Origin of the sequence: Mycolicibacterium sp. MU0050, assembly GCF_963378085.1 — a bacterium.
GTDB lineage: Bacteria > Actinomycetota > Actinomycetes > Mycobacteriales > Mycobacteriaceae > Mycobacterium > Mycobacterium wendilense.
Genome location: NZ_OY726395.1, coordinates 90,802 through 112,562, shown reverse-complemented (window position 1 = coordinate 112,562; position 21,761 = coordinate 90,802). Strand labels below are relative to the sequence as shown.

The window sequence follows — 21,761 nt, the reverse complement described above, 5'->3', positions numbered from 1 at the left end:
CGCTGCACGCCTTCGACATCGACTGCGTCGCGGTGAGCTGCGGGTGCGATCAGCCCATCGGGTCCGGCGCGCGTTGGGTGTCCTCGGCCTGAGTCTGCGCGACGGTGGGCTGCGGGGTCAGCGGGGGGCCGACGGCACCCCAGTGCACGCAGCTCCACCGGCCGTCGGTGATCGGCGCCAACACCACTGATTCGGCGTTGGCCAGGTGGTTGTCCAGCGCGAAGGCGGCGTCGACCCCGCCCAGCACCGCACCGACGAGCCGGATCGCCGCGCCGTGGCTGACGACCACGATGTCCTCGGTCCAGCTCGCGTCGTCGAGATAGCGCCGGCGCAGGTCGTTGACCACGGGGATGTAACGGTCCAGCACGTCGACGCCGCTCTCCCCGCCCGGCATCGCCAGGTCGAGTTCGCCTTCGTGCCAGCGCCGGTAGATCCGGGTGAACTCGTCGACCGCCTCGTCGTCGTTGCGGTTTTCCAGTTCACCGACCTGCACCTCGTGGATGCCGGGGTACTCCAGCGGGTCCACGCCCAGCAGCCCGCCGATCTCGGTGGCGGTCTGTTGGGCGCGGATCGCGATCGAATGGCCGAGCAAGCCGGGCGCCGCCGGGGCGGTCCGGGCGAAGGTCCGGGCCTGATCGCGGCCCAATGGAGTCAGTTCGGCGCCGGGCGGGCGGGTGTCCAGGCGCCTCTCGACGTTGCCGTAGGTCTGGCCGTGCCGGACGAGTACCAACCGTCCGCTCACGCCGGTTCTCCCTTTTGCAGCCGGGCCAGCCAGCGCGCCGCTTCGTCGAGTTGTGGCGGCGCCGCGCCGACCGCCGTTCCTGTGGGCCATGATCCGAGGTATCGCACATCTTCACAACGTCGATGCAGCGCGGTAAGTGCCTCGGCCACCGCGCTGTCCTCGATATGGCCCACGCAGTCGAGGAAGAACACGTAGGTGCCCAGTTCCACCCGGGTGGGGCGGGACTCGATCCGGGTCAGGTCGATATCGCGCATGCTGACCTCGGTCAGCGCGCTGACCAGCGCGCCCGGCACGTTGTCCAGCTTGAGCACCACCGAGGTGCGGTCGGCGCCGGTGCGCGCCGGCGGGGGCGCGGGACGACCGACCAACACGAAGCGGGTGCGGGCGTTCGCCTCGTCGACGACGCCGTCGGCCAGCGACGCCAGTTCGTAGCGCTGCGCGGCCAGCGCGGTGCTGACGCCCGCGTCGGCGGCCCCGTTGCGGACGTCGGCCGCCGCGGCCGCGTTCGAGATGGCCGGGACCACCTCGGCGTGCGGCAGGTGCTCCTGCAACCAGCGGCGGACCTGCGCGGCCGCCACCGGGAACGCCGCCACCGTGCGGACGTCGGCGGCCCGGGTGCCCGGCGCCACGACGATGCTGAACGCCACGTCGAGGGTGAACTCCGCGAAGATCTGCAGCGCCGACCCCGCGGCCAGCGCGTCCATCGTCGGCAACACCGAGCCCTCGATCGAATTCTCGATCGGGACGCAGGCGTAGTCGGCGCTGCCCGCGCGCACCGCCTCCAGCGCCGCCGGGGTGCTGTCGGTGGGCACCGGTCGTACCTCCGGCCGGCCCGGCACCAAGCCGGCGGCGGTCATCCCGGCCAGCGCCGCTTCGGTGAACGTCCCCTGGGGACCGAGATAGGCGATGGCGGTCACGGCTCCGACCCTATCGGGAAAGTCTTGCGCAGCCGCTCGCGTTTCTGGTTAAGTTAGGCTTACCTCACTTGGAACGACCCTGGTCGGGACCCCGGCCAGAACCTGGAAGGTCACTATGACACTGGCGACGACCCCCGGGCCGACAACGGCGGAACGCATCCGCAGCGCCTGTATCCGCGCCCAAAGCGCCCTCATCGCTCTCGACGGTTCCGAACCCGAATCGGTGGCCGTGCACCATCTGCTCGCCGACGGTTCCTTCGCGATCACCGTCCCCGTCAACGGCGTCGCGGCGGCCAACGTCGTCTCCGCCGGCGCCGCGGGCATCCAAGCCGTCCTCGAACTGACCGACTACGCGCCGCTGCCACTGCGCGAGCCGGTGCGGTCGCTGGTCTGGATCCGCGGCCGGATGTTCCAGATCCCCGAGGCGATGCTGCGCCCGACGCTCGATGTGGTGGCCGCCGAGGACCCCAATCCGGCACTGCTGCAGGTCGGCACCGAATACACGCTGCTGCGGCTGGAGATCGACTCCGTGGTCGTCGCCGACGCCACCGGCGCCGAATCGGTACCGCTCGGCGCGCTGCTCGAGGCCCGGCCCGACCCGTTCTGCGCCATGGAGACCTGCTGGCTGCGCCACATCGACTCCGACCACCGCGACATCGTCGACCGGCTCGCCGCCAAGCTGCCGCGGCCGCTGCGCGGTGGCCAGGTCCGCCCGCTCGGACTGGACCGCTACGGGATGCGGCTGCGCGTCGAGGGCGACGACGGCGACCACGACGTCCGCCTGCCGTTCACCCGTCCCGTCGACGACGTGACGGGGCTGAGCCAGGCCATCCGCATCCTGATGGGCTGCCCGTTCGTCAACGGCCTGCGCGCGCGCAGAACCCCCTGACCGCAGCGGGTCTCACGCAGTGCCCGGTCGCGCCGGGCGTTACCGTGGCGGGGTGAGCGCACCTGACGGCCTGAGCGCCCACGACCGACGCGCGCTGCGCATCGAGGTCGTCGTCGTCCTCGCCGTCACGTTCGGCCTCAGTGCCGTCACCGCGACGCTGCAGTTGATCGACTTCGTGCTGCGCGGCCTCGCCGGCCAGACCGTTGCCCTGAACCCGAAACGGTCCTACTTCGACCTCATCGACCTGGGGCTGAACCTGGCCTACATCACTCAGCTGGTGGCCTGGGGCGCGCTCGCGGTCTATCTGTTGTGGCGCAGCGGCTACACCGCCGAGCGCATCGGACTGGGTCGGCTGCGCGGCCGGCCGGATCTGCTCGGCGGGCTCGGCCTCGCGGCGCTGATCGGGATCCCCGGGCTGGGTCTGTACGTGGCCGCCCGGGCGATGGGCCTGAGCGCCGCGGTGGTGCCGACCGAACTCGGGGACACCTGGTGGCGGATTCCCGTGCTGCTGCTGGTGTCGTTCGCCAACGGCTGGGCCGAAGAAGTGGTGGTGGTGGGCTACCTGCTCACCCGATTGCGGCAGTTCCGGGTCAATCCGGTGACCGCGGTGATCGCGTCGAGCGTGCTGCGCGGGCTCTACCACCTGTACCAGGGCTTCGGTGCCGGGCTGGGCAACCTGGCGATGGGCCTGATCTTCGGCTACGTGTGGCAGCGCACCGGCCGCCTGTGGCCGCTGATCATCGCGCACGGCGTGATCGACGCCGTCGCCTTCGTCGGTTACGCGCTGCTGGCGCCGCACTTGGGCTGGCTCGGCATAGAACCGCCCGCCACCACGTAAATTGAGGCCGTGAACGACGAGCGTCCTCGCCGCGGGCAGCCCGAGCGGCCCGCCGGCCCGGCCCGTCGTCCGCAGCCGCCCGGTGAGCCGTCGCAAGTCATCCGGCGCGACCCGCACCACCGCCCGGCGCCGGGCCGCGGCTTCCCCGCCCAGGCCCCGCCCCCACCGTCGGGGCCGCCGCCAGTTCGATCCGCTCCCCCGCCACCCCGGTACGGCGCACCGCCACCGCCGGGCCCCCCACCCCCGGCACCGCCGCGGCAGGCCCCACCGCCGACCGCGCCGCCGCGGCGCAATCCCCCGCCACCGGCACAAGGTTCGCCGCCCCGCCGCCCGCGCCCCGCGCGCCCGGCGGCGCCGCTGGCACGCACGCGCCCGGCCCCCGCACCCGCCGCGCCCCCACCGCCGGCCCCGCGCAAGACCCGCAAGCGCCGGCCGTGGGGCCGCATCCTGCTGGTCCTGGTGCTGCTCGCCGCCGGTGGCGTCGTCGGCGTCGGGGTGTGGTTCGACCGCGCCCTGAACCGCATCGACGCGCTGCCGAGCTACCCGGACCGGCCCGCCGCGGCCCGCGGCACCACCTGGCTGCTGGTCGGCTCCGACGGCCGCGCCGACCTCTCCCCGGAACAACAGGCCGAGCTGACGACCGGCGGCGACCTGGGCAACAGCCGCACCGACACCATCCTGCTGGTGCACCTGCCCGGCCTGGGGTCGAGCACGCCGACCACCATGGTCTCGATTCCGCGGGACTCCTACGTGTCGATCCCCGGCTACGGCAGCGACAAGATCAACGCGGCCTATGCCCTGGGCGGCCCGCCGCTGCTGACCCAGACCGTCGAGCAGGCCACCGGCCTGCGCATCGACCACTACGCCGAGGTCGGGTTCGGCGGCTTCGCCGTCCTCGTCGACGCCCTGGGCGGAGTGACCGCCTGCCCGGCCGAGCCGATCAGCGACCCGCTGGCGGGCATCGAGTTGCCGGCCGGCTGCCAGCAACTCGACGGCCGCACCGCGCTGGGTTTCGTACGCAGCCGCGCCACCCCGCGCGCCGACCTCGACCGGATGGTCAACCAACGCCAGTTCATGACCGCATTGCTGCACCGCGCAGCCAGCCCGTCGGTGTGGCTCAACCCGTGGCGCTGGTACGCGGTGCCGCGGGCCGCCGCCGACGCGATCGCCGTCGACACCGACGACCACGTCTGGGATCTGGCGCGGTTGGGCTGGGCGCTGCGCGGCTCGCCGGTGACCGTCACGGTGCCGATCGGCTCATACAGCTCGACGAGCTCCGGCGCCGTCGTGACCTGGGACGAGGAGGTGGCCGGCGCGCTGTTCGGGGCACTGGCCGCCGACGCCCCGGTGCCCCAGTCGGTCCTCGATGCGCAGCCGTGAGGCCACCGGCTCACTAGGCTCGCGGTGGTGACGAGTCTTCCGGACGACCGCGACGCCTCGGGCGGGACCTTCCTTGACCTGCTCGCCGAGCAGGTCGGCAACGAGTTCACCGCCGCCCAGCAGTACACCGCGGTGGCGGTGTACTTCGACGGCGCGGACCTGCCGCAGCTGGCCAAGCGCTTCTACCGGCAGGCGGTCGAGGAACGCAACCACGCGATGATGATCGTCCGGTACCTCCTCGACAAGGGTGCGCCGGTGCGGATCCCGCCAGTGCCTGCGGTCACCACCGAGTTCGCCTCGGTCCGCGAACCGGTCGAGTTGGCGCTCGACCAGGAGCGCGCGGTCACCGAGCAGGTCACGCGGCTGGCCCGGGCGGCCCGGGACAGCGGCGACTACCTCGGCGAGCAGTTCATGGGCTGGTTCCTCAAGGAACAGGTCGAGGAGGTCGCGGCCATGACGACGCTGCTGCGCGTCGTCGAACGCGCCGGCGACAATCTGTTCCACCTGGAGAACTTCGTGGACCGGGAATTGAACTCGACGCCGTCGGCCGACCCCACCGCACCCACCCCGGCCGGCGGCACCGTGACCCTGCTCCCGGAGTGATCAGCTAACTGCTCATCGGCGCGCCCGCGCCGTGCCCAAGTTGGGTAACCTAACTTAGGACAAGCTGTCCGAACTAAGCGTTACCTTGCATGACAGGGGCGCTGACCAGGCAGTATGTTGGTGATCATGATCCGCGACGACGACCTCGACACGAAGTTCCACGGCCTGCTCCGCGACCAGGTTCGCGACGAGTTCACCGCCGCTCAGCAATACGTTGCGATCGCCGTGCACTTCGACTCCGCCGACCTCCCGCAGCTGGCTGCGTTCTTCTACCGGCAGGCCGTCGAGGAGCGCAACCACGCGATGATGTTCGTTCGCTATCTCCTCGACCGCGGGGCGGACGTCGAGATCCCGGGCATCGACCCGGTCCGCAATGACTTTGTCTCCGCCCGCGAGGCGGTGGCGCTGGCGCTGGACCTCGAGCGCGCCGTCACGGAGAACATCGTCGCGCTGGCGGCGGCCGCCCGCGACGAACACGACTACCTCGGCGAGCAGTTCATGGGCTGGTTCCTCAAGGAACAGGTCGAGGAGGTCTCGACGATGACCACCCTGCTGCGCATCGCCGATCGCGCCGGTGACAACCTGTTCGACCTTGAGGACTACGTGGCCCGCGAGCTCGGGGCGGGCCCGGCCGACAGCACGGCCCCGGCCGCCGCCGGCGGCGCCCTCTAGGTCAATCCCGGCCGGCCCCGGTCAGGCCGTTCTGCAACCAATCCTTGGTCCTCCCGGGATGGTTGGTGGCCAGCCACGCCACGCCGAGGTCGGCGCAGAACCGCACGTCCTCGTAGTGGTCCACGGTCCAGCAGTACAGCGCACGCCCCTGCGCGGCGGCCCGGTCCACCAACTCCGGATACTCGCGCAACGTGCCGATCGACGGCCCGACGGCGGTGGCGCCGACGGTGGTCGCGGCGCTGCCGCCCAGGTAACGGGAGGTTTCCCCGAGCAGCACGGTCGGCAGCATCGGAGCGGCCCGCCGGATCCGCCACACCGCCGCGGCGGAGAACGACATCACGACGGCGCGCGACAGGTCCGCCGAGGCCGGGGAAGCTATCCCGAACCGGTGCAGCAGGGCCAACACCTTGCTCTCCACCAGGCCGCCGTAGCGCACCGGGTGTTTGGTCTCGATGAACAACTTGACCGGGCGCTTGAAGTCGAGCACCAGCCGCACCAACTCCTCGAGGGTCAGCAGACCGGTGTCGCCCACGTCGCCGTCGTCGCGCCGGCTGCCGTGCCAGGCGCCGAAGTCCAACTGGCGCAACTCGTTCAGCGTCATCTCACTGACCAGACCCGTGCCCGAGGAGGTTCGATCCACCCGGCGATCGTGGATGCACACCAGATGGCCGTCCCGGGTCAGCCGAACGTCGCACTCGACCCCGTCGGCGCCCTCCTGCAGGGCCAGTTCGTAGGCCGCCACCGTGTGCTCCGGGCGGTCGGCCGACGCGCCGCGGTGCGCCACCACGAATGGGTGCGCTGCGGAGGCTTCGCCGGCCAACTCCATGGCCCCTATGCTGCCGGTTCCCGGCCCGTCGGCTCAACCGGACGGTCGACGTCGCGCGGCGCGCCGGCCGTCGCGGCAACCGGTTCGGGCGGTGCGGCGCCCGCCGATCCGGCACCGACGACGACCCACCGGTGCGCCGGTCGTTCCACCGGTTTGGCCTCGAACCCGCGGTAGACCCGGCCCAGGGCGAGGACGGCCGCCAACGCCGCCAGGTAGGCGCAGACCATCGCGACGGTGTTGTCCGCGATCCCCTGCGCCGAGGTGTTCAGCGCGATGCTGATCCAGCCGAACGAGAACAACGTCAGGAACGCGACCACCGACACCAGAGCACTGAGCACCCACAGCAACCACCAGGTCACGATGGGTTTCCGCAGGCGTCGGTAGAGCCCCTCGAGCGTTGCGGTCTCGATGACGAACACCGGCGCCCAGAACAGGTTGACCAGCGGCACCATGCAGCCGGCCCACAGCGCCGAGGTCGGCCGGTCGGTGCGGCCCAGGTGCGCGAACAATTGCGTCCGCCGGGCGATGAGCCAGCGCGTCATCACCACCCAGCAGGTGATCACCGCCGCCAGCGCGGCCACGCTGGCCAGGATGCCCAGCAGCGTGGCGCCGGCCGCGATCACCGAATTGATCAACACGGTCCGGTTGACCAGCAACAGGACATACCGGAGCAGGTAGATCAGCGCCGCCGCGGCGAGCACCACGGCGGTGGCGGTCAGCACACGTCGAACCTGGGTGGCCGTCGGACCGGTGAGAGCGGGCGTCGAGGGCTCCACCCCGAACGTGACCGGATCCGGCAGGCTCCAGCGCGGGATGAAGTCGTACCGCGGCGTGGGGCCCAGGGGACGCCGCCGCGCCGGCGGCGGCGGTGGGGCCCCGGGCCGCACCGCGATCCAGCGCAACCCGGGCGGCAGCTTCGCCGACTGGCCGGGCGGGCGCGCCGCGCCACTTGTCGAGCCGGGCCTGCTCCAGCCCGAGGGGGCCGCCGACGCTGCCGCCGTATCCGGCGGCAGCAGCCTGCCCTGGCACCGCGGGCACCACGCCCGCTGCTTGTCGCGGACGTTCCACCGGGTGCTGCACGAGGAACAGACCTGGATCACCGGACCAGCCTAACCAGCGCCGACCCGGCCGGCCCTGGGCTCGGCCGACAACCGCGAGGCATCAGACGGTGCCGGGGGCACCCGAGTCGGTGACCACCGGTCGGCCGGCCTGCTGCCACGCCAGCTTGCCGCCCTCGACGTTCGCCGGCTGATAGCCGTTGGCCTGCAGATACTGGGCGACGCGCAGGGACCGACCCCCGGCCTGACAGATCACGAACAGCTCCTTGCCCGAGTCGATCTCGGCGATCCGGGCCGGTACGTCGCCCATCGGGATGTGCAGCGCCTCCGGCGCGTGCCCCTGCTGCCACTCGTCATCCTCACGGACGTCGAGCAGGACGGCGTCGCCGCCGAACTGCGTCGGGAGCGCACTGACTTGCACCTGTGATACCTCGTCCATGCCCTCGATCCTGTCACGACTGTCACACGGCGGTCAGCCGTCTGCGGCACCGCCGGGCACCGCGCACCGAATTCCAGCGAAGGCGCGGCTATCCACAGTTTCCACAGGCTTATCCACAGGACCTCTGCGCGCCCGACCCCACCTCGCCTCGGAAATTACGGCCTAAACGGCGTCCGCTGTGGATAGCCAACCCGGCGAAACGCCGGGTCCGCTAACAACCGAGTCGGCGCGGAGCGAAATCGGCCCGCCGCACGCGCCTCGGCGGCCTCCCAGCCGGAGCTGGTCGGCCCGATTTCTTCATTGCAGATCCAAGCGTTATGATCGCCGTCACAACAGACTTCTGTGACTGATCTCACTGGGGGCAGCCTTGAATCCACAGGTCGGCGTCGGGCGATGACGACACAACCGGTTGGTCCACACTCCGGCACGCAGCCGTCGCACTGGTACTCGTCCACGTGCAACCGGTCCTACCTGCTCGCGCTGTTGCGCGCGGGCGTAGTGGCCGTCGTCCTGCTCGGGATCCTCGCCCTGATCGTCCTGTACTGAGTCTCGTAAGGTTGCGGCGCCGGTCGAAGCCGTCGCCCTCGCCGTCGGCCGCCTGCGTGGCGATTCAACGTGCCGCGGGGCGCGGGCGCCGATTCGCGCGTGCCGTATAGATCACTCGGTAGCTGCCCGCGGCGGGCACCAAGCCGAACCGTCTCGAGTCGACCACCCCGGGTGCGCTCGGATTGTCCGAGCAGGCCTCGAATGTCGCCGCACGACGCGACCCGTGCACCTGGCCCACCCGCTTCACCAGCCACCGCGACGGCAGCGTGGGGTCCTGGAAGACGCGTACCTGACCGCGGCGGGGACGGCCACCGCGCCACCCCAGCAGGCCGTCGCCGGGGCTCAGGGTCGGGCGCATCGAATCCTCCACGACGACGAACCGGCGCAAAGGCCAGCGCCAGACTCTATGGTTACCCGCCATGCCCTGAGGGTAAGTTAGAACCCATGCTGCATCGACTCTTCAACAACGCCACTCCCGCCCACGCCCACTGTGACCTGTACTGCGGTGTCTACGACCCCGCCCAGGCCAAGATCGAGGCGCTGTCGTGCCTCAAGACCCTGCAGAAGTTCCACGATTCCGACGACGAGCACTTCCGCACGCGCGCCATCCTCATCAAGGAGCAGCGCGCCGAGGAGGTCAAGCACCACCTGATGGTGCTCTGGGCCGACTTCTTCGCCAAGGAGCACTTCGAGCAGTTCCCCAATCTGCACCAGCTGTTCTGGGACGGCGTGCACGGTGCCGGCGACGTCAAGAAGTCGACCGACATCGCCGTCGCCGAGAAGCTGCTCAAGACCATCGACGAGATCGCCGACATCTTCTGGCAGACCGAGAAGGCCAAGGGCATGGGCGTTTACCCGCCGGCCTAGGCAAACCGCGGCCCGTTACGGGCCCGTTACCCAACGAATTCCCTCGGGGCGTCGCGCGCAAGCGCGGCGCCCCGATTGCGTTGACCCGCTGGTGACTTCGTCGCCGCTCACCGACTGGCACTCGGGTCCCCTTGCGTGCCAGCGGGGTTGTACCGCATTCTGAACCAACCGACCCGCAGTCGTGTCGCAAACAGCAGCTCGGAAGCGCGGAGGCATAGATGGAAACAGGGTCCGGGCGAGCTATCGAGCTCGCCCCCTTTCATTCTCGTGGCGCCCTCAAGGGGTTTCTGGTGTCCGGCCGCTGGCCCGATTCCACCAAGGAATGGGCGCAGCTGTTGATGGCGGCCGTCCGGGTCGCGTCGCTACCCGGACTGCTCTCCACCACAACCGTTTTCGGTGTCCGCGAGGAGGTGCCCGACACACCCCCGCCGGACACCGTCGGGCTGGTGCTAGCCGAGGGCCCGGTGGTCGGTGACTCTGCCATCGCACCAGGACATTTCGCGGATCACACCCCACCGGCGTTGCTCATGCTGCATCCGCCGTCGGAAACCGTGCCTTCGCTGCCGGAGTGCGCGGGGGCGGCGTCCGGTTGCGTATTGCTGCCGGGGCTACCGCATTTGGGTCTCGAACATCGCGCCGCGTGGGTGGAGGCCGAGTCCGACGGCACGGTGACATCGATGGTCAGTCGGGTGGGCGTCGACCCCATCAGTCATCCGGATACCGCGATACTCGCGATGTTGCTGGCCGCGTAGGGATCCCGTCGGCAACCGAATCCCCAAGTACGGCAGCCCGAACATTGGCCTTCCCGTTCGAGCGTCCGTATGCTGATGGAGTCAGCGAAGGGGAGTAGCCCCCAATCGTCGTGTCGACATACTGGCGAAAGCCCGGCCGGCGAACCGAACGAGCATCTTCGGTGGGCGAGACCTTCGACGAATGGCCGGTGGTGCCTGCGCATCCCGACCACCCGTCGAAAGGTCGTTTCCGTGCTCGCAGCCACCCTGATCAGTCTCGGCGTGGTGTTCGTGGCCGAACTCGGCGACAAGTCGCAGCTGATCACCATGACCTACGCCCTGCGGCACCGTTGGTGGGTGGTCCTCACCGGAGTGGGGATCGCCGCGTTCCTGGTCCACGGGCTCTCCGTCACCATCGGACACTTCCTGGGGATGGCCCTGCCGGAACGCCCCATCGCGTTCGCCGCGGCGATCGCCTTCCTGGCGTTCGCGGTGTGGACGTGGCGCGAGGGCGGCGGCTCCGACGACGAGGCCAAGCCCGTCGCCGAACCCCGGTTCATCCTGTTCGCGGTGATCTCGTCGTTTGTCCTCGCCGAGCTGGGCGACAAGACGATGTTGGCCACGGTCGCGCTGGCCAGCGACAACCACTGGGCCGGGGTCTGGCTGGGCGCCACCATCGGCATGGTGCTCGCGGATGGCGTCGCGATCCTGGCTGGCCGGCTGCTGCACCGCCGGCTCCCCGAGCGGTTCCTGCATGCCATGGCCAGCGTCCTGTTCCTGCTGTTCGGGCTGTGGATGCTGTTCTACTCCGCCCTGGGCTGGCACATCGCGGCGGTCGTGATCACCGCGACCACCGCCGTGGCGGCCTGCGCAGCCGGCACCGTCACGGCGATCCGCCGGCGCCGAGCACCTGGCGCGAACACCCCCCACGCAGCGGACCGGCCGGACCCCGACGACGCGTTGGACACCGCCTGAGGTTTGCCGTGGCACCGCCGGCAGGCGCTGCGAAGGCTCCGTTGCCGGGCCACCCGATCCGCCCACCAGCAAAGATTCGCACTCTGGCCGTGCGGCATTGACCGTCGTTGCCGGGCGAAGTCCCTGCACACTCGACGGCTCGTCTTGGCGAACAAACCGCGCAACAACGCGCGGGCCCCCCGCCTCATTTCCCCTGCTGCAGAGTATGGCCGACCCGATTTCGGGCGGTAAGCGCATTCTCCGGCGTTCTACTGCTACCTTATCTTGCGTCGGCCGTCAATTTTTTGATGGTTTGCACTTGGTTAAGAGCGCATCTATCGCTACGATGATCAGCAAATACGCTAATTGGCGGTTGTGCAGCGCGAATGTGGAGGTCCCAAGAAAGCATGAGTACAACGTTCGCTGCGCGATTGAACCGATTGTTCGACACGGTATATCCGCCCGGCCGGGGGCCCCATACCTCCGCCGAGGTGATCGGAGCCCTCAAGGCCGAGGGCGTAACCATGTCCGCGCCATACCTGTCGCAGCTTCGCTCGGGCAATCGCACCAATCCCTCGGCGGCAACCATGGCCGCCCTCGCGAACTTCTTCCGGATCAAGCCGGCCTACTTCACCGACGACGAGTACTACGAGAAGCTCGACAAGGAACTGACCTGGCTGGCCCACATGCGCGACGAGGGCGTACGCCGCGTCGCCGCCCGCACGGTCGGCCTTTCCCCGGAGGCTCAGCAGGACCTGGTTCAGAAGGCCGAGGAATTGCGCCGCAAGGAGCAGCTCGACTAGGCATCGAGGTCGCGGTACTGCCGCGCGATCTCGATGATCCACTCCCGGTCGGAGTAACTGTCCGGCTGGCGTAACCACCTGGCGCCCGGGAAGTCCGCGGCTTCGGCACCGCCCGGACGCCCCGCGTAGACCCATTCCGCGATCACCCGCGCCTGGTCGACCGGTGCCACGTCCGGTCGCGCGTACTCATCCTCCGCCGGCGCGTCGTCGTCGCCCGGCAGGGCCGACGCCGCAGACGTCCGCTGCCGTTGGGCCGCGGTCGCCTCCAGGAACAACGCGTCGGAGATGCGGGACAACCCCTCGGCCACCCGGAACACCACCGGGCCCCGCGGTCGGACCCCGATGCCGATGTCCGGCTGGCGCCGCTCGAGTTCCTGTTGCAGCGGCGCAATGAGTTGGAGTTCCCGTCGCCCGGCGAACCAGTCCTCGACCGTCGGCAACAGCGAGCCGGCGCCCACCACCGCCATGGCGCTGCCCAGCAACACCACCGCGGTGCCGACGCCGATCAGCGGGGTGTCGCTGACCGCGCGCAACAGGAAGAAGGCGCTGGCGAGCAGGATCAACGCGATGCCGAGGGTGAACACAAACAACGCGCGCCCGCGGCGACTGCTGTTCGAGTGCCGCACCCCGGCCCAGGCCACGAGCGTCAACGCGAGCATCACGTACAGCAGGGGCACCAACCACGGCAGCGACATCCCGGAGGTACCGAGGTTCTGGGCGAGGTACTCCGCGGGCGCCATCTCCGGTTGCCGGCCCGCCCGGAAGAACATCGTCAACGTCACGACCGCGACAACGGCGGCCAAACCGTACTGCAGCAACGCAATTCGACGGATCGCCACGGCGCTGCGCAGCGATGCCACGCTGGTGATCATCACGCAGCTGCCGGCGGCGCAGGCGATCAATGCCACCTGGCTCACCCCGACCGCCAGGTTCGGCCAGCCCAACCCGGTATCGATGAGCAGGGTCAGGGGCGCCCAGTTGAGCGCGGCGACCAGGGCCAGGCTGCCCAGGGCGACGATCATCGCCGCGCTGACCAGGGACTGCTTGTTGACCAGAGCCCACCCGATGCGGACGCCGGTGGCCATCGCGAGCAGACCGGCGATCACCCAAACCGTCAACCAAACGCCTCGCCGAGCCGGACCTGCACAATCGACGAGCGATCCGACGGCATCCGGCCCAGCCGATAGATGAGCAGCGCGGCGAAGTCCTCGGCCTCTTGCTCGACGTCCTCGCCGCCGGGCCCCATGCAGCCCGTCCGCTGATTGAGCATGTAACTGATCAGATCGTCGCCGGCGACCTCGGAGGTCATCCGGGCCATGTCGGCGACCGCGATGCCTTCGTGGCCGAGCACCAGGTGGCCGAGTTCGTGCGCCAGGGTGCGCTCCCAGGTGGGCAGTCCCTGCTGGATGAGAAACTCGTCGCGGTCGGCGTACTGACGCCATTGGCCGCACACTCCGTCGGGAAGATCCGCCATCTTGATCTCGACGGTGCGTCCGCGGGCGGCGCCGACGGCCTCCACCAGGCGGTGCAGCGACACCTGGCCGCGCCGCGGCGCCAGATCGAGCACTTCCCCAACGGCCCGCGTCACGCGTCGACTCGCCGGCATGTTCCTCCCTTCATGCCTTCATGCTTCCAGCGGGGAAGCCGTCACTGTAGGAAACGTGCCGTACCTGCGGCGCGGACTGCGTGACCGGCTTTCGCCTGCCGGTAGCCCAGCAGTCCGCCGGCCGCGGTCAGCCCGGCGAGTCCGGCCGCACCCGACAATGCGACCAAGATGATCTCCGCCGTCGCCGCGGTGCGCAGGTACTCCGGGTACCCGGCCCGGAACGACGCGGGCAGGACGGGGGCCGCGGACACCACCTGGTCGCTGCCCGCGGCTTCCACCGTCGGCGAGGACGCCGGTGGGGACGGCGGGGCCGGCGGCGGGGCGGCCGGTTGCGGAGCTGCGGCGGGCCCGGGGATCACCACCACGGGCGGCGCGGCGAGCGCGGCCACCGCGACGGGCGGCGCCACCGGCACCGGTGCGGGTGCCGCCGGCGCGGCGGGATCCTCGGCCGCGACGGCGGCGGCCAGGGCCTCCAGGTCGAGCGTCCGCGTGGGTTCCTCGGCGGCTTCGTCGGTTTCCGCGGCGCTGTCGGCACTGCCGGCGCTGCCCCAGTCGATCTGCGTGCTGCCGTCACCGCCGCTGATCCCGCCCACGACGACCTCCGGCACCTCGGGATCGGTCGGCTCCTCGGGTTCGGATCCGCCGCAGTCGCGGTCGCGGTCCCAATGCGAATGCCCCGAGCCACCCGGAAACGTCCAGCGATCCTTGTGTTTTCCGCGCCAGCCATGGCGGTGCCAGCCCGCCCGGTGCGCCCGACCGTCGACGCTGCCGTCCTCGGCCGCGTCCTCGGCGACGGCATCGGCCGCGTCATCGGTCCGGGCGAGGCCGGGATTGCGCCCAGCGGAGTCGTGCTTGCGCGCGAGTTTCGTCAAGCGCTTCTCGACGGGGTCGTCCGAGTCGGTCCGGCCCGCGGCGGACGCGCGGCGCTCGAGCTTGCGTCGCTCCCGCTCCAGCCGCGCCGACGAGCCGGTCTCGGTGTCGTCGCCGGCTCGGGCACCCAGCCGTGATGTGGACGCCCGGCGGCCGGCATCGCCGCGCTCGCGCTGGGATCCGGTCTGCTGGGTTCCGGGCTCGCGGTCGGACTTGCGGGGGCCCGCCTTCGCGGAGTCCCGGGTGCCCGCCGGACCGCGTGAAACGCGCTCGGTGCGACGGGAGGTCGCGCGGTCCCCGGAGCGCTGGGTCCGCTCGCCGCGTTCGGCACGGTCACGGGGTTTGCTGTCGGTTCCGCGGTCGTCACCCGGCGCGGCGGTTGCGACCGCCAAACCCACGCCGCCGACGCCGCCGACCAGCAGACCGCATGCGATCAGCCCGCTGACCGCCGCGCTCCGCACCCGCGACCCGTCCACTTTGCCCTGTTCCGTCGTCCTGCGGATTCGCTCCGCGCTGAATCGTCCTCGGCCATTGTGGCATATCCGCAGGTGGCGATTTTCCGTATAGCACCAGGCGCTAGGGTTGGCGCAGAGTCGTCGGGCTCCCCGCGGCGGCTCGGCAAAAGTGCGCAAACACCACGGAAGGCGGCCGGAATGGCGCTGTTCAAGAAGCGCAAGAGTCGTGCGACGCGTCGCGCCGAGGCCAGGGCCCTCAAGGCGAAAGCCAAGTTGGAGGCCAAGCTCGAAGCCAAGAACGAGGTGCGGCGGTTCAAGGCCGAGCAGCGCGCCCAGGACAAGGCCGCCAGGGCCCAGTTGCGAGCCCAGCGTGACAGCGACCGCGCGGCGCTCAAAGTCGCCGAGGCCCAGCTCAAGGCCGCCCGCGAAGGCAAGCTGCTGTCCCCTACCCGGGTCCGGCGGCTGTTGACCGTGGCCCGGTTGCTGGCGCCGGTGCTGATCCCGTTGGTCTACCGCGCGGCCACGGCGGCCCGCGGCTTCCTCGACGAGCGACGCGCGGACCGGTTGGGGGTGCCGCTGAGCCAGCTCGGGCAGTTCTCCGGCCAGGGCGGTGAGCTGTCGGCGCGGATCGCCGGCGCCGAGCGCACGCTGTCCACGGTGGCCCAGAAGGCGCCCAAGGACGCCGAGACGAAGAAGTTCGTCGAGGCGATGACGGGTCGGCTCACCGACTTGTCCGCGGCGGTCGCCGCGGCCGAGAACATGCCGGCCGGTCAGCGCCGCGCCGCGCACACGGCGATCTCCGACCAACTCGACGGCATCGACGCCGACCTGATGGCACGGCTCGGCGTGATGTGAGCACGCCGGGTCCTCCCCGACCCCGCAGTACGTAGAAAGTGTGGCCATGACCTCCGTTGCACTCCGCCGAATCCGCCCTGTCGTGGTGGCCCTCCTGGTGGCGCTGCTCGCCTTCGCCGGCACCGCTGTCGCGGGCGCCCACGCCACCTTGGTGGGCACCGACCCGACCGACGGCAGCTCGGTGGCCGCCGGGCCGCAGCGGGTCAGCGCGACGTTCAACGAACCGATGCAGCCGACGTTCGCGGCGATGACGGTCGTCGGGCCCGACGGCGACATGTGGGCCGACGGCGAGCCTGTCGTGGAAGACCGGGTCATCAGTGTCGCGGTGCGGCCGCTGGGCCCCGCCGGCACCTACACCGTGAACTACCGCGCCACCTCGGCGGACGGCCATGTGGTCTCCGGGTCCTGGTCCTTCGAGCTGACCGAGGCCGGCCCCGGCGAACCGGCGCCGGCCCCCGCCGACGCCCCTGACGCCCCCGGAAACACCGACTCCGGCGACTCCGCCACGTTGGTCTGGCCGTTCGCCGTCGGCGCGATTCTGGTCGTGATCGGCGCCGTCGTCTGGGCCGTCCGGCGCCGCACGTGACCGACCGCCGGATCCGGTCCCGCGTGGCGGCGCTCGGATTCGGCGCAGCGCTCGTCGCCGCGGCCACGGCGCTGGCGTGGCTGGTCAGTGCCGGTCAGCTCGCCCCGGCGATGACGGGGGTGCGCGCGGCCGCCGACCTCGGCGCCGCGGTATGCCTGGGGTTGGTGCTGGTCCCGCGCCTGGACGGGCCCCGCTACCGCGCCGAGCTGACCGACCGCGCCGCGGTACCGCTGGTGGTGGCCGCGGGGATCTGGCTGCTCGCCGAGCTCGCGCGGACGCTGCTGGCGGCGGCCGAGATCAGCGGCACCGCGGTCGCCGGCCTTTCGTTGTCCACGCTGGTCGACTTCGCCTGGGGCACCGCGCCGGGGCGCGCCGCCCTTTTCAGCGTCGTCGTCGCGGGGCTGGTCGGCGCGTTGGCGCTCTCGATGCCCCGTTCGCCCACCGCGGCGGTCGCGATCACCGGCATGGCGGCGGCCGGCATCGCCGCCCGCGCGGTCACCGGGCATGTCTCCGACGGGGTGCTGACGTCGATGTCGGTGGTGGTGCATTCCCTGGCCGCGGCGCTGTGGTTCGGCACCCTGGCCGCCCTGGCACTGACGGTGTCGGCCCGCGGCCAGTGGGCCCGCATGCTGCCGACGTTCTCCCGGTACGCCTTGCCCGGCGTCGCCGTGCTGGTGGCCACGGGTGTGCTGACGGCGCTCGGCGCGTTGGATTCGGCGGGCGCGGTGTTTCAGACCGGGTACGGCCGGGTGCTGCTTGCCAAGGTCGTGGTCACGGCGGTAGTACTGGTCCTGGCGTGGGCGCATCGCGGCGGTTGGCTGCGTGCGGCGCGGGCGCACCGGGTCGGTGCGCAGGACTCGTTGCGGCGATCGATGGTGGAACTGGCGCTGCTCACCGTGGCGCTCACGCTCGCCGCCGGCCTGACCGTGACCGGCTGACCGGATCGGCAGGCGTCCCCGCCTGGCATGATGGGGGCACTGCCGGTGATCGGTGACGACGAATCTGCAAAGGAGCAGCCCACATGGCCGACGAGCGGGACAACCCCGACGAACGCCCGGAACCGACGTCGCAAGCACCCGATGGGCCCGCCGCAGCGCCCGCCTCTGAGCCCGCTGCGAAGAAGGCCGCGAAGAAGACGCCGGCCAAGAAGTCACCGGCCAAAAAGGCCGCCAAGGCCACCCCCGCCAAGAAGGGCCCGGCCAAGAAGGCCCCCGCGAAGAAGGCCCCGGCAAAGAAGGCTCCGCCACCACCGCCACCGGCTGCCGCCACCCCGCCGCCCGCTGCGCCCGCGCCGACCCCGCCCGCGGCCGCCCCGCGCTCGGTGCCCCCGGCCCCTCCGGCCCCTCCGGCCCCTCCGGTCACCCCGGCCGCCCGAGCCGCCGGCAACGGCTCCGCGCTCCCGGACGGCGCCAAAGAGGCTGCCGCACAGGCGAAGTCCGCCGTCGAGCGGGCGGGCAACGCGGTGCCCCGGCCCGCGCCCGAGCAGCTGGACAGCGGTTCCCGGTCGCCGGTGCCGTTCCTGGCCGCCTTCGCCGTGACGCTGCTGGCCATCCTGTGGGTGCGGCGGCTGCGCCGTCAGGCCGACGAAAGCTGACAAACTCCTTGACTCTGACGCCACGTCAGGGTCAATAGTGGCGTCATGGACGCCAGAACCGTCGGCATCGTCGCCGACCTGACCGGAGTCTCGGTTCGCACGCTGCACCACTACGACCACATCGGTCTGGTCGTGCCCAGTCGGCGGACCCCGGCCGGTTACCGCTGCTACACCGACGCCGACGTCGAGCGCCTACACCTGGCGCTGGCGTTCCGCGCCACCGGTTTGTCGCTGGAAGAGATCGGCGTCCTGCTCGACGACCCGTCGGCCGACGTGGTCGCCCGCTTGGAGAGGCAGCTGGGGGTCCTGCGAGACCGCGCCGAACAGCTGCGCCACACCATCAACGCCGTGGAGGAACTCATGAACGCACATCGAGAAGGGATCCAGCTGACCGCCGAGGAGCAGGTCGAGGTCTTCGGCACCACCGTCGTCGGCACCGAATATCAGCGGGAGGCCCAGCAGCGTTGGGGCGACACCGACGTGTGGCGCCAATCCCAGCGGCGCAGCGCGCAGCTGACCAAGCAGGACTGGATCGACATCCGCGACGAGGGCACCGAGTTGCTGCACGACCTCGCGGCCGCCCAGCGCGCCGGCGTCGCACCCGACTCGGACGCGGCATGCGCACTGGCCCGCCGCCATCGCGCGAGCATCGAGCGGTTCTACGACTGCGACGACGACATGCACCTGTCCCTGGGCCGGATGTATCTGCAGGACGCGCGGTTCACCAGCTACTACGACAACGCCGAACCCGGGCTGGCGCAGTACGTACACGACATCATCGCCGCCGCCATCGGTCGGTAGGATTTCTCGGCGTGACTGTTGAACCGCGCGCCACCGCCGATCTGGTCGACGAGATCGGGCCCGAGGTCCGCAGCTGCGACCTCCAACTCCGTCAGTTCGGCGGCCGGTCGATGTTCGCCGGACCCATCAGCACGGTGCGTTGTTTCCAGGACAATGCGCTGCTGAAGTCGGTGTTGTCCGAGCCGGGCGACGGCGGCGTGCTGGTCATCGACGGCGACGCCTCGCTGCACACAGCGCTGGTTGGCGACGTCATCGCCGAACTCGGCCGGTCCAACGGCTGGGCGGGGCTGATCATCAACGGCGCGGTGCGGGACTCCGCGATCCTGCGCACCCTCGACATCGGCATCAAGGCACTGGGCACCAATCCGCGCAAGAGCACCAAGACCGGCGCCGGCGAGCGCGACGTCGAGGTGAGTTTCGGCGGCGTGACGTTCCGCCCGGGCGAGGTCGTCCACAGCGACGACGACGGCATCGTCGTCATCTAGTCGGCCGGCGGGCACCCTGGGCGAAGCCGATCCGGTGACTAGCCCGAGACCGGCTGCGCCGCACGGTGTTTGGTGAAGTGCAGCGCATCGTCATCGACGCGCCCGCGACGGATCGCCCGGATGTCGAAGAAGTAGTTCTGCTTGGCCTTCCACGGCCCGCTGGACCCGGACTTCGGCAGCTGGTCCAACGCGCGCTGGAAGTATCCCGGCGAGAAGTCCGTGAACGGCAGCACCTCGACCTCGGGGCCGGGATGCTTCGGCTCGACCGTGCTGTAGCCGTGCTGGTCCATGTAGTTGAGCAGCCGACACACGTACTCGGACACCAGGTCTGCCTTCAGCGTCCAGGACGCGTTGGTGTAGCCGATGGTGAACGCCATGTTGGGGATGTCGGAGAGCATCATGGCCTTGTAGGTCATGCGCTCGGCGATATCGACCGGCTCACCGTTGCGCGTCACGGACGCCCCGCCGAACAGGCGCATGTTCAAACCTGTTGCGGTGATGATGATGTCGGCCTGCAATTCCTGGCCGGAGGTCAGCTTGATACCGGTCTTGGTGAATCGCTCGATGGTGTCAGTGACCACGTCGGCCTTGCCCCGCCGGATGGTCTTGAACAGGTCGCCGTTGGGTGCCAGGCACAGTCGCTGATCCCACGGGTTGTAGCTGGGACTGAAGTGCTTGTCGACATCGAAGCCGTCGGGCAGGCTGCGCTTGGCCATCGTCAGCAGGATCTGCCGCATCTTGTCGGGGAAGCGCCGAGCGAACTGGTACTGCCCGGTGCTGAAACTGATCGCTTTCCACCGGTTGACGAAGTGGGCCAACTTGGCGGGCAGATACTTGTTGGACTGCACCGCGACCGGGTCGACCTCCGGTAGCGAGCCGATGAAGGTCGGCGTGCGCTGCAGCATCGTCACATGGCCGGCGCCCGAGTTGGCCAGCGCCGGAATGAGCGTCACCGCGGTGGCGCCGCTGCCGATGACAACGATCTTCTTACCGGCGTAGTCGAGGTCCTCCGGCCAGTGCTGCGGGTGCACGATGGTGCCCTCGAAGTCCTCGGAACCCTCGAACTTCGGGGAGTAGCCTTCGTCGTAGTTGTAATAGCCGCTGCAGGCGAAGGCGAAGCCGCACTGGATCTGGCTCTTCTGGCCGTCGCGCTCGAACGTGATGGTCCAGCGATTCTCGGCGTCGGACCAATCCGCGGAGGTCACGGTGGTGCCGTAGCGGATGTGCCGGTCGATACCGTTCTCCTCGGCGGCCTCCTTGATGTAGGCCTTGATCGAGGCGCCGTCGGCGATCGACTTTGCCGACGTCCACGGCTTGAACCGAAATCCCAGGGTGAACATGTCGGAGTCCGACCGAATACCCGGGTACTTGAACAGGTCCCAGGTGCCGCCGAGGTCGTCCCGGCGTTCCAGGATCACGTAACTCTTGTTCGGGCAGCGGTCCTGCAGATGCCAGGCCGCGCTGATGCCGGAGATCCCGGCCCCGACGATCACAACGTCGACATATTCCGTCATGCCCACAAGCTATCAACAGGGTGTTGACTACGTCAACGGGCGTCGAGAAGTTCGACACCCTGTAAGATGGCGACCGTGACAACAGTGGGCCCGTCCCGGGCGAACCGTGGCCGTCGGCCCGTCCGCCCCTCGGGCGACGACCGCGAACAAGCGATCCTGGCGACCGCTCGCCGACTGCTGCAGGAGCGGTCCTTCGCCGACATCTCCGTGGTCGACCTTGCCAAGGGCGCCGGACTGTCCCGCCCCACGTTCTACTTCTATTTCCCGTCCAAGGAGGCGGTGCTCCTCTCGCTGCTCGATCCGCTGATCCAGCGCGCCGACTCCGGCCTGTCCGACATCAGCGCCGTGCCCTCGGACCCGCGCCGCGCATTTCGCGACGGCATCCACACGTTCTTCAGCTCCTTCGCCGCCGACCCGGTGCTGGCCCGCGCCGGCGCCGAGGCCATATCGACCAATCCCGAGGTCCGCGAACTGTGGTCGGGCTTCATGCAGAAATGGATCGACCAGACGGCCGCGCTGATCGCCGCGGAACGCCATCGCGGTGCCGCCCCGGACACCATGCCCGCCCAGGACCTCGCGACCGCGCTCAACCAGATGAACGAGCGCGCCATGATCGCCGCGATCTCCGACGAGCAGGCCGCCGTCGCCCCGGAGCGCCTCGTCGAGACCCTGACCCACATCTGGATGGCCAGCATCTACGGCACCCCCTCGCATCTCGCCCAAAGGTGAG

The 21,761-nt window shown here is 70.3% G+C and carries 27 protein-coding genes; 17 read left to right on the top strand and 10 right to left on the bottom strand.

What is annotated here, in order from left to right:
* Window positions 1–49: 49 nt before the first annotated feature.
* A complete protein-coding gene (locus tag R2K23_RS00540) occupies window positions 50–742 on the bottom strand; it encodes a histidine phosphatase family protein (protein WP_316513607.1) in 693 nt (230 codons plus the stop codon).
* Window positions 739–1,659 carry a prephenate dehydratase gene (gene pheA, locus R2K23_RS00535; RefSeq protein ID WP_316513605.1) on the bottom strand — a complete coding sequence of 307 codons (921 nt, stop codon included), beginning with the start codon at window positions 1,657–1,659 and terminating at the stop codon, window positions 739–741. Before pheA ends, R2K23_RS00540 begins: the two co-directional genes overlap by 4 nt.
* 115 nt (window positions 1,660–1,774) lie before the next feature.
* Here pheA and R2K23_RS00530 point away from each other — a divergent pair, with 115 nt between their 5' ends.
* The 5 genes from R2K23_RS00530 to R2K23_RS00510 all read left to right on the top strand — a co-directional run bounded on the left by R2K23_RS00530 (window position 1,775) and on the right by R2K23_RS00510 (window position 6,041).
* Window positions 1,775–2,548 carry a DUF2470 domain-containing protein gene (locus R2K23_RS00530; RefSeq protein WP_316513603.1) on the top strand — a complete coding sequence of 258 codons (774 nt, stop codon included), beginning with the start codon at window positions 1,775–1,777 and terminating at the stop codon, window positions 2,546–2,548.
* Window positions 2,549–2,600: 52 nt separating this feature from the next.
* A complete protein-coding gene (locus R2K23_RS00525; protein WP_316513601.1) occupies window positions 2,601–3,386 on the top strand; it encodes a CPBP family intramembrane glutamic endopeptidase in 786 nt (261 codons plus the stop codon).
* A gap of 9 nt (window positions 3,387–3,395) precedes the next feature.
* The gene (locus R2K23_RS00520; protein ID WP_316513599.1) at window positions 3,396–4,766 is read left to right on the top strand and encodes an LCP family protein; all 1,371 of its coding nucleotides are present in this window, start codon (window positions 3,396–3,398) and stop codon (window positions 4,764–4,766) included.
* 27 nt (window positions 4,767–4,793) lie between these two features.
* On the top strand, window positions 4,794–5,369 hold the full coding sequence (locus R2K23_RS00515; protein ID WP_316513597.1) for a ferritin: 576 nt from the start codon (window positions 4,794–4,796) through the stop codon (window positions 5,367–5,369).
* 126 nt (window positions 5,370–5,495) lie between these two features.
* A complete protein-coding gene (locus R2K23_RS00510; RefSeq protein ID WP_316513595.1) occupies window positions 5,496–6,041 on the top strand; it encodes a ferritin in 546 nt (181 codons plus the stop codon).
* Window position 6,042: 1 nt separating this feature from the next.
* Here the strand turns inward: R2K23_RS00510 and R2K23_RS00505 are convergent, their stop codons facing one another.
* The 3 genes from R2K23_RS00505 to R2K23_RS00495 all read right to left on the bottom strand — a co-directional run bounded on the left by R2K23_RS00505 (window position 6,043) and on the right by R2K23_RS00495 (window position 8,364).
* Entirely contained in the window at window positions 6,043–6,867 is an 825-nt protein-coding gene (locus R2K23_RS00505; RefSeq protein WP_316513594.1) for a glycerophosphodiester phosphodiesterase, read from the bottom strand.
* A gap of 5 nt (window positions 6,868–6,872) precedes the next feature.
* The gene (locus tag R2K23_RS00500) at window positions 6,873–7,967 is read right to left on the bottom strand and encodes a DUF4328 domain-containing protein (RefSeq protein WP_316513590.1); all 1,095 of its coding nucleotides are present in this window, start codon (window positions 7,965–7,967) and stop codon (window positions 6,873–6,875) included.
* A gap of 61 nt (window positions 7,968–8,028) precedes the next feature.
* Window positions 8,029–8,364: a rhodanese-like domain-containing protein gene (locus R2K23_RS00495; protein ID WP_316513588.1), complete on the bottom strand. Its 336-nt coding sequence runs from the start codon at window positions 8,362–8,364 to the stop codon at window positions 8,029–8,031.
* 393 nt (window positions 8,365–8,757) lie between these two features.
* Between R2K23_RS00495 and R2K23_RS00490 the strand changes: the two genes are divergently transcribed.
* A complete protein-coding gene (locus tag R2K23_RS00490) occupies window positions 8,758–8,910 on the top strand; it encodes a hypothetical protein (protein WP_316513586.1) in 153 nt (50 codons plus the stop codon).
* A 64-nt stretch (window positions 8,911–8,974) separates the two neighbouring features.
* Here R2K23_RS00490 and R2K23_RS00485 read toward each other — a convergent pair whose 3' ends face one another.
* Window positions 8,975–9,331, bottom strand: coding sequence for a S24/S26 family peptidase (locus R2K23_RS00485; protein ID WP_316513585.1), 357 nt, complete (start codon window positions 9,329–9,331; stop codon window positions 8,975–8,977).
* Between the two features lie 23 nt (window positions 9,332–9,354).
* Between R2K23_RS00485 and sodN the strand changes: the two genes are divergently transcribed.
* From sodN to R2K23_RS00465, 4 genes are all read left to right on the top strand, one after another.
* On the top strand, window positions 9,355–9,777 hold the full coding sequence (sodN, locus tag R2K23_RS00480; protein ID WP_316513583.1) for a superoxide dismutase, Ni: 423 nt from the start codon (window positions 9,355–9,357) through the stop codon (window positions 9,775–9,777).
* A 218-nt stretch (window positions 9,778–9,995) separates the two neighbouring features.
* Window positions 9,996–10,529 carry a peptidase gene (locus R2K23_RS00475; RefSeq protein WP_316513582.1) on the top strand — a complete coding sequence of 178 codons (534 nt, stop codon included), beginning with the start codon at window positions 9,996–9,998 and terminating at the stop codon, window positions 10,527–10,529.
* A gap of 231 nt (window positions 10,530–10,760) precedes the next feature.
* Window positions 10,761–11,483 (top strand): TMEM165/GDT1 family protein, encoded by a 723-nt coding sequence (locus tag R2K23_RS00470; protein WP_316513580.1) that lies wholly within the window; start codon window positions 10,761–10,763, stop codon window positions 11,481–11,483.
* A gap of 386 nt (window positions 11,484–11,869) precedes the next feature.
* A complete protein-coding gene (locus R2K23_RS00465; RefSeq protein WP_316513579.1) occupies window positions 11,870–12,265 on the top strand; it encodes a helix-turn-helix transcriptional regulator in 396 nt (131 codons plus the stop codon).
* Here R2K23_RS00465 and R2K23_RS00460 read toward each other — a convergent pair.
* The 3 genes from R2K23_RS00460 to R2K23_RS00450 are packed head-to-tail and all read right to left on the bottom strand — an operon-like array spanning window position 12,262 to window position 15,202.
* Window positions 12,262–13,383 (bottom strand): hypothetical protein, encoded by a 1,122-nt coding sequence (locus tag R2K23_RS00460; RefSeq protein ID WP_316513578.1) that lies wholly within the window; start codon window positions 13,381–13,383, stop codon window positions 12,262–12,264. The two genes, R2K23_RS00465 and R2K23_RS00460, sit on opposite strands and share 4 nt — an antisense overlap.
* A complete protein-coding gene (locus R2K23_RS00455) occupies window positions 13,380–13,871 on the bottom strand; it encodes an ImmA/IrrE family metallo-endopeptidase (RefSeq protein ID WP_316513577.1) in 492 nt (163 codons plus the stop codon). Before R2K23_RS00455 ends, R2K23_RS00460 begins: the two co-directional genes overlap by 4 nt.
* 41 nt (window positions 13,872–13,912) lie before the next feature.
* Entirely contained in the window at window positions 13,913–15,202 is a 1,290-nt protein-coding gene (locus tag R2K23_RS00450; RefSeq protein WP_316513576.1) for a hypothetical protein, read from the bottom strand.
* A 192-nt stretch (window positions 15,203–15,394) separates the two neighbouring features.
* Here R2K23_RS00450 and R2K23_RS00445 point away from each other — a divergent pair, with 192 nt between their 5' ends.
* The 6 genes from R2K23_RS00445 to rraA all read left to right on the top strand — a co-directional run bounded on the left by R2K23_RS00445 (window position 15,395) and on the right by rraA (window position 19,517).
* Window positions 15,395–16,051 carry a DUF6474 family protein gene (locus tag R2K23_RS00445; protein ID WP_316513573.1) on the top strand — a complete coding sequence of 219 codons (657 nt, stop codon included), beginning with the start codon at window positions 15,395–15,397 and terminating at the stop codon, window positions 16,049–16,051.
* 46 nt (window positions 16,052–16,097) lie between these two features.
* Complete coding sequence (locus R2K23_RS00440; RefSeq protein WP_316513571.1) at window positions 16,098–16,637, top strand: copper resistance CopC family protein; 540 nt, start codon at window positions 16,098–16,100, stop codon at window positions 16,635–16,637.
* The gene (locus tag R2K23_RS00435; protein ID WP_316513570.1) at window positions 16,634–17,575 is read left to right on the top strand and encodes a CopD family protein; all 942 of its coding nucleotides are present in this window, start codon (window positions 16,634–16,636) and stop codon (window positions 17,573–17,575) included. The genes R2K23_RS00440 and R2K23_RS00435 overlap by 4 nt, the downstream gene beginning before the upstream one ends.
* An 83-nt stretch (window positions 17,576–17,658) precedes the next feature.
* On the top strand, window positions 17,659–18,231 hold the full coding sequence (locus R2K23_RS00430; RefSeq protein WP_316513568.1) for a nucleoid-structuring protein H-NS: 573 nt from the start codon (window positions 17,659–17,661) through the stop codon (window positions 18,229–18,231).
* Window positions 18,232–18,276: 45 nt separating this feature from the next.
* Complete coding sequence (locus R2K23_RS00425) at window positions 18,277–19,032, top strand: MerR family transcriptional regulator (RefSeq protein WP_316513566.1); 756 nt, start codon at window positions 18,277–18,279, stop codon at window positions 19,030–19,032.
* An 11-nt stretch (window positions 19,033–19,043) separates the two neighbouring features.
* Complete coding sequence (gene rraA, locus R2K23_RS00420) at window positions 19,044–19,517, top strand: ribonuclease E activity regulator RraA (protein ID WP_316513564.1); 474 nt, start codon at window positions 19,044–19,046, stop codon at window positions 19,515–19,517.
* Window positions 19,518–19,555: 38 nt separating this feature from the next.
* Here rraA and R2K23_RS00415 read toward each other — a convergent pair whose 3' ends face one another.
* Window positions 19,556–21,031 (bottom strand): flavin-containing monooxygenase, encoded by a 1,476-nt coding sequence (locus tag R2K23_RS00415; RefSeq protein WP_316513562.1) that lies wholly within the window; start codon window positions 21,029–21,031, stop codon window positions 19,556–19,558.
* 75 nt (window positions 21,032–21,106) lie between these two features.
* Between R2K23_RS00415 and R2K23_RS00410 the strand changes: the two genes are divergently transcribed.
* Complete coding sequence (locus R2K23_RS00410; RefSeq protein ID WP_316513561.1) at window positions 21,107–21,760, top strand: TetR/AcrR family transcriptional regulator; 654 nt, start codon at window positions 21,107–21,109, stop codon at window positions 21,758–21,760.
* The last annotated feature ends 1 nt before the right edge of the window (window position 21,761 follow it).